Source organism: Bradyrhizobium sp. JYMT SZCCT0428, assembly GCF_018131075.1.
GTDB lineage: Bacteria > Pseudomonadota > Alphaproteobacteria > Rhizobiales > Xanthobacteraceae > Bradyrhizobium.
On record NZ_JAFCLS010000127.1, the window covers coordinates 1 to 5,585 of the forward strand.

The following is a 5,585-nucleotide window of genomic DNA, read 5'->3' on the forward strand; positions in this document are numbered from 1 at the left end:
GCGAGCTTGGCCAGACGCTCCTGCAGCTTCTCACGGTCGTAGTCCGAGGTGGTTTCCTCGATCTGCGCCTTGATCTGTTGAACGCGGGCTTCGATGTCGGCCTTCTTGCCAGCGCCGTTAACGATGGTGGTGTTCTCCTTGTCAATCATCACTTTCTTGGCGCGACCGAGCATGGCGAGCGTGACGTTCTCAAGCTTGATGCCAAGATCTTCCGAGATCGCCTGACCGCCGGTCAGTACCGCGATGTCCTGCAGCATGGCCTTGCGGCGATCGCCGAAGCCCGGCGCCTTGACGGCCGCGACCTTCAGACCACCGCGCAGACGGTTGACGACGAGGGTGGCGAGCGCTTCGCCTTCGACGTCTTCCGCGACGATGACCAGCGGCTTGCCGGTCTGCACGATAGCTTCCAGAAGCGGAAGCAGTTCGTTCAGGCTGGAGAGCTTCTTCTCGTAGACGAGAATATAGACATCATCCATTTCAACGCGCATCTTGTCGGCGTTGGTGATGAAGTAGGGCGAGATGTAGCCGCGGTCGAACTGCATGCCTTCGACGACCTCGAGTTCGGTCTCGAGCGACTTGGCTTCCTCAACCGTAATGACGCCCTCATTGCCGACCTTCTTCATGGCGTCGGCAAGAAACTTGCCGATTTCCACGTCGCCGTTGGAGGAGATGGTGCCGACCTGGGCGATTTCCTCGTTCGAGGTGACCTTCTTGGAGTTCTTGACGAGGTCGGCGACCACGGCGTCCACCGCCAGGTCGATACCGCGCTTCAGATCCATCGGGTTCATGCCGGCAGCAACCGACTTGGCGCCTTCGCGGACGATAGCTGCCGCCAGCACGGTCGCAGTGGTGGTTCCGTCGCCGGCCGCATCGGCCGCCTTGGAGGCTACTTCGCGCACCATTTGTGCGCCCATGTTCTCGAACTTGTCTTCGAGTTCGATTTCCTTGGCGACGGTGACGCCGTCCTTGGTGATGCGGGGAGCGCCGAACGACTTGTCGAGCACGACGTTGCGGCCCTTGGGGCCGAGGGTGACCTTCACCGCGTTGTTGAGAATTTCGACACCGCGCAGCATCCTGTCGCGGGCATCAACGCCGAATTTGACTTCCTTGGCTGACATAATGATCTCCGTATTCCCAGATCCCAAGGTGCGCGCGACTGGGCGGATTCCTGGGGGATGAGATTTGGATTGCAGACCTCTTCCTTCGAGATGCTGGCTGCGCCGGCTCCTCAGGATGAGGGAACGGGCTAAAGCGCTTAAGCGGCCTTCTTCTTGGCGGCGGGAACGTCGGTGAGAACGCCCATGATGTCGCTTTCCTTCATGATCAGAAGTTCCTGACCATCGAGCTTGACCTCGGTGCCCGACCACTTGCCGAACAACACGCGGTCACCCACCTTGAGGTCGATCGGGATCAGCTTGCCGGCTTCGTCACGGCCGCCCGGACCAACGGCGATGATCTCGCCCTGCGAGGGCTTTTCCTTGGCACTGTCCGGAATGAGGATGCCGCCTGCGGTTTTGTCTTCGGCATCGATGCGTTTGACCACGACGCGATCGTGGAGCGGACGGAACTTCATGCGATCCTCCATGGCTTTTGTGATTATTATGGCTTTTGTGATTATTTCTGGATTGGCAGTCGCAATGAGCGAGTGCTAGCCGCTCTTCACATAAGCCTGTGACCCTGGGGCGCAAGGGCTTCGGCCCACGATGTTTGACTGCGGCTTGAGTTTCTGGAGGAGGAGCGGCTGCTAGCAAGTGAAGTAACATGCTGCTAGCGTGTTGATTGCTATGACCTATTGAACGTTTCCCTTTTTGGCGAATTGAGAATCACGCATTACTCTTCAGTTGGGCTGGAGGTTGGCATGGTCGAGCAAGATGCGGTTTCCAAGGATTTCAGGAAGCAGGTCTTAGGCTACGGACTGACAACAGCGGAAATCGTTTATCGCCGTCCCGATCGGCGCTGGCTGCTGCAAGCTTACGTCTGGCAGGACTACGATATGTTTCCGGATTTCCCGGCGTTGAAGGATTTCCTCGCGTTCTGGGAAAAATCACTCGAAGGACCCCTGTTCGCAGTTACCGTTGTGCACTCGAAACTCATCAAGCCTGCTGAGCTGCACGCTATCGACGGCGTGTTCCGGTTGCACTAATTCAACTGAAGCAATTGCGGTGGGAGCGCACCTGAGCACATTCTGAGGCTCGGCGACTTGACTGCGCGGCCCGCGCGGCAATTGAACGGCTTTCTTTTTGATTTGCCGGAACGAACCTCCGAATGCTCGGTTGTCATATGTTCCCGACCATTAAGGAGACGGGATGACAAACAGAATGATCCCAACAAGTCTGGTCAGCAGAATCGACAGGGCGATTAGTCCGCTAAGTCCGGCCAGAACCCGAATTAGACGCCTGGCCAACAGGCGCAAAATCCAAACCAGAGCGGCTAGCAGAGCGGCGGCTAACAAAGAGATCCGCAACGCTAATGGAAACGAACTGCTCGCTTCGACGTGAATGGCATGAAAAGTCTCTTGTCCGTGCTCGACGTAAAGGCTGACCGTATTTACAACGCCGTAAGCGTAGGCAAGCCAGACGGTATCCTGGCTTGTGCCCGTCTTAATGACTGCTTGCCGCCCAAACTAACCGCTTGCGCGATGTCAGTGCGATGTTGGTGACGGCTTGCCCCAGCTTGTCGTCGTCTTCGATCGTTCCGGCAGACAATACGTGCGCGACACTTCCCATTCTCCATTCTCAAGCGCACGATGCGCTTCGGTCCATGCCCTCAGAGGAGGTAGCTATGGAACATCAATTTTTCATTCGCCAGCAAAACCTTAAGCTCTATCGCAGTCTCGTGGCTGCATCGGAAGCGGCGGCAGCGAAAGCTGACGCGCGGCAGGAGAAGCTTCTAAAGCTACTGGCAGAGGAAGTAGCGAACGAACCGCTGCCCAGAAAGAACTAAGGCGCTTGATGCCGGCGTGAGTGGCTAAACCTGTCAAAAACAATTAGGAGCGGCTACGGAGAAAGATCCATCTATAGTGGCGGCCTTTAGTTTGCCGTCTTTCTGAACTCCGGCAATTCCCTTCGCGGCATTGCCGAACATACAGGACATAGTTGGCGCTGCGATCGCGGACATTGCGATATCAATTAGGGGGCGCTTTGCGGGCGCTAGCCATGTATCGGAAATCGACCGGACGCCGCGTTCGGTTATCCATCGACCTTGGGACCGAGTCGATGACGGAATTGGGACCGGGCACAAACGCGGTGCTTCGGTTATGCGTGCGCCGCCGTGGTCGGCTGTTTTGTGGGCAGCACCTTCGCGAGCTGGTCCGAGGCATAGCCGAACAGGGCTCCCGATCACCATCGAGACAATGAGCAAGACCAGCGGGTTGGCGAACGAGGGCGAGATCAGGTTCTGCTATGGGCCGGTGGCCGGCGCGGCGGATGGCTGGTGCAGCGAGTACGCCACAAGCGCAGCGTAACCGTAGACGTTGGCCGGTACCACGGACAGCAGATCGATCGAGGCGACGATGACCAGGAAGAAAACAGTGACGCCGACGACGATCGCTGGCCAGACCGCTCCAAGCCAGGGACCGGGACGTTGACGATGATCAACAGAGCGACACATGCGACCAGCGCACCATAGGCATTGCCGACGATCGTCTTAACGAGTGCATTGTTGTTGGTGCCGCTGTGGAAGAAGCACCCCAGCCAATGAAGCCCGGCCACACGAGGACGAAACCACTCAAGGGCCCGAGCGCGAGAAATGCCCAAATGCCTCCGAGAACGGCGATACTCAAAGGGAGAGCAGGCGTTGAAGTGAACACCAGGTGCGACGGGTGTGAAAGCCGCGAAGCTTGGCGTGTCGCTCGATACGCGAGGGTATCCGCGCTGCCGACCTTGCTTCTGACGATCACGCGGCACCTACACATCCAACGACATGCTAAACATCATCGGCAGATTCCACTGAGGGCTGAAAAAAGCCCGCGATGCGACCGAACGGCAATGATCAGGGCTTCTCGCGTCCTATTTTGAATTCGTAGACTGCAACTTCATAAAGGAGCCGCGACCCAACGTAGCCAACGGTCACGAACACGCTTTCTTGCGAACCCTTTTGAGCAACTTCCCATCGATTTGCAGCCGACAACGCATCGCCGACGGCATTGCCGGTTTCTTTGTCTATCGATACTTGGCGTTTAAAAGACGCACTCGGCGCGGGCCGAACAAGTCCCTCGTCATTTACCCGCACCCATTCCTTAATTTCACACGAATAGACTCCGGCCACGGCTCCGGTCGGGCACACAGCAAGGGCCGCCATAATGGCTGCAAATGTGGTGTTGAGTTTCAATCAAATCACTTTCCGAACTGGCTTGTTACTCTCCTTAGCGGTACAAGAATCCATTATCGCAAGCATTGCAGTGGCAAGGTTACCGTCGTGCGTACTCCCGTGCAATAATCAGCACTCGCGTTGGACACGCCTTGAAAAAGTGTACCACGTGAACGACCACAAAAGTGCTAACCGGGTTGGGGTTGCAGTTTTTTCCTCGGGTCAGCTATCGCTCAAGCGCCGTCAACAGCGACTAGGGGGCGAACATGTACGAAGTTCTGATATTGCTGGTTCTGGTAAATTTGGGCTTCACCAGCTACATCTGGAGAACGGTCGGGCGTGGCCCTAAGCGGAAATTTCTAGGTAAGCTGCTAAATGGCAAGCCCATCACGCCCAATCATACACCGTCTTCGTTACGAAACGGCATCGAGCTACGAATCACCGACGAGGATCGACGGTTCTTCTCCGATTTCGAGATGTTTGCCGACGCTCTAAACCACAGGTTCGAGCCAAACGAGCCATGGCGGTTGCAAGAACGATCTGACGCTGAACTCACAGGCCGCGAGGAACCGGAGTACGGTCGTCGCTACGAGATTTTCTATAACGAATATAGCGTTGGAAACCTGCAGATTTTTGCGAGCCATCACCACGGCCCCGCTGATCCACAGGTCGGAACCGAAATCGAGTTGCAGTACGCTCGATTGCTGCCATTTGGCGAAATCAACAGGTTCATTTCTGCTATCGCTAACTTCACGGCATCAGGAAATGCAGAAGAAGCTCAGCGTGTAAAAAATACAATTCATGAAACGATGCTCAATGAGCTTTGGCAGCATGAGTTCGACCCCGACCTAGATAGCCGGAATAGCGGCGGATCAATCGAGCTTCGGTTTGATGGATCAGCGGCGGCGTTTTTGAGGACCTCAACAAACCGGAAAGCCCGCTCGATCTGACAGGACATCCGAGCCAACTCCGCTCCGAACCGACATCGTCGCTCTCGGCCTTGAAATCCAAAAGCTCGGCGATCCAGAAACAGGTCACGGAACATCCGAACCTGGCGGGACGGGTGCCGCTTCGACCAGATGCTCCACGGGTGTGTTTCGGCGCAAGCGCATCGGGGTACCGCCAAGGGTATACTCTATCGTCGACGAAGTGATCGAATAAAGCCGGTCTTTGCTGCGGTGCATGAGTCCGCTTGTGGCAGATTTTGTTGCAAAAGTCGGCTGTTTGCGATGGATAGTTCGGCTACGTCGCCAGGGGCGGCCGGCTTTGATCCGCCG

At 56.5% G+C, this 5,585-nt stretch carries 9 protein-coding genes; 3 read left to right on the forward strand and 6 right to left on the reverse strand.

What is annotated here, in order from left to right; all coding sequences use genetic code 11:
* Both groL and JQ575_RS43620 read right to left on the reverse strand, forming a co-directional pair.
* A partial coding sequence (groL, locus tag JQ575_RS43615) for a chaperonin GroEL (protein WP_212039300.1) occupies positions 1-1,118 on the reverse strand: 1,118 nt, incomplete at its 3' end.
* 137 nt (positions 1,119-1,255) lie between these two features.
* On the reverse strand, positions 1,256-1,573 hold the full coding sequence (locus tag JQ575_RS43620; RefSeq protein ID WP_212039301.1) for a co-chaperone GroES: 318 nt from the start codon (positions 1,571-1,573) through the stop codon (positions 1,256-1,258).
* 285 nt (positions 1,574-1,858) lie between these two features.
* Between JQ575_RS43620 and JQ575_RS43625 the strand changes: the two genes are divergently transcribed.
* Positions 1,859-2,143, forward strand: a complete 285-nt coding sequence (locus JQ575_RS43625; RefSeq protein WP_212039302.1) for an usg protein — start codon at positions 1,859-1,861, stop codon at positions 2,141-2,143.
* Positions 2,144-2,781: 638 nt separating this feature from the next.
* Positions 2,782-2,943 carry a hypothetical protein gene (locus tag JQ575_RS43630; protein WP_157676382.1) on the forward strand — a complete coding sequence of 54 codons (162 nt, stop codon included), beginning with the start codon at positions 2,782-2,784 and terminating at the stop codon, positions 2,941-2,943.
* A gap of 456 nt (positions 2,944-3,399) precedes the next feature.
* On the opposite strand, the gene JQ575_RS46000 is transcribed toward JQ575_RS43630, so the two are convergent.
* From JQ575_RS46000 to JQ575_RS43645, 3 genes are all read right to left on the reverse strand, one after another.
* Positions 3,400-3,609 (reverse strand): DUF1097 domain-containing protein, encoded by a 210-nt coding sequence (locus tag JQ575_RS46000; RefSeq protein WP_212039303.1) that lies wholly within the window; start codon positions 3,607-3,609, stop codon positions 3,400-3,402.
* Positions 3,593-3,913 carry a DUF1097 domain-containing protein gene (locus JQ575_RS46830; RefSeq protein ID WP_409364896.1) on the reverse strand — a complete coding sequence of 107 codons (321 nt, stop codon included), beginning with the start codon at positions 3,911-3,913 and terminating at the stop codon, positions 3,593-3,595. The genes JQ575_RS46000 and JQ575_RS46830 overlap by 17 nt, the downstream gene beginning before the upstream one ends.
* Positions 3,914-3,990: 77 nt before the next feature.
* Positions 3,991-4,329: a hypothetical protein gene (locus JQ575_RS43645; RefSeq protein ID WP_212039305.1), complete on the reverse strand. Its 339-nt coding sequence runs from the start codon at positions 4,327-4,329 to the stop codon at positions 3,991-3,993.
* Between the two features lie 245 nt (positions 4,330-4,574).
* Here JQ575_RS43645 and JQ575_RS43650 point away from each other — a divergent pair, with 245 nt between their 5' ends.
* A complete protein-coding gene (locus tag JQ575_RS43650; RefSeq protein WP_212039306.1) occupies positions 4,575-5,258 on the forward strand; it encodes a hypothetical protein in 684 nt (227 codons plus the stop codon).
* A gap of 84 nt (positions 5,259-5,342) precedes the next feature.
* On the opposite strand, the gene JQ575_RS43655 is transcribed toward JQ575_RS43650, so the two are convergent.
* The coding region (locus tag JQ575_RS43655) for a hypothetical protein (protein WP_212039307.1) at positions 5,343-5,585 on the reverse strand (243 nt) is incomplete at its 5' end.